The sequence below is a fragment of the Faecalibacterium sp. OF03-6AC genome, assembly GCF_003478175.1.
Taxonomy (GTDB): Bacteria; Bacillota; Clostridia; order Oscillospirales; family Ruminococcaceae; genus Faecalibacterium; species Faecalibacterium taiwanense.
This window is the reverse complement of the sequence record NZ_QUEN01000014.1, coordinates 1-347: the sequence shown is the minus strand read 5'-3', so window position 1 is coordinate 347 and position 347 is coordinate 1. Positions and strand designations below refer to the sequence as shown.

General features: G+C 50.7%; 1 protein-coding gene. It reads left to right on the top strand.

All coding sequences use genetic code 11. The features are described from left to right. Positions 1–325, top strand: a 325-nt coding sequence (locus DXA66_RS12780) for a DUF6054 family protein (protein ID WP_243089105.1), incomplete at its 5' end; no start/stop codon positions are given. Between the last annotated feature and the right edge of the window lie 22 nt (positions 326–347).

Genomic DNA, 347 nt, shown 5'->3' with positions numbered 1-347 from the left:
CCGAAACAAGAATTTTGACAAACTGCTTCGGAAGCTGGAACAAGAAATCCCGGACAGCAGTTGGTCGGCAGATTTAGAGGCAGGCAGTGATTTCAAAGAGGGCGATGCCCGGTGCAGTGTCCGTGTATTTGAGCGGTACAGCATGATGGGCGGCAACCGCCTGAGTCTGACACTGACCATGTTCCAGAATGCGGACAGTCCGATTCGGCTGTCCGCCATCACCGCAGGAGGCAGTCAAGCGGTGTTCTTCAAGGTGAACACCCTCGGAGAAGAATCTTTTCTGGACGATGTAAAGAACCTGCTGGAAGAAATTTTGGAGGAATAAGATGTTTTACGCTGGAATTGAT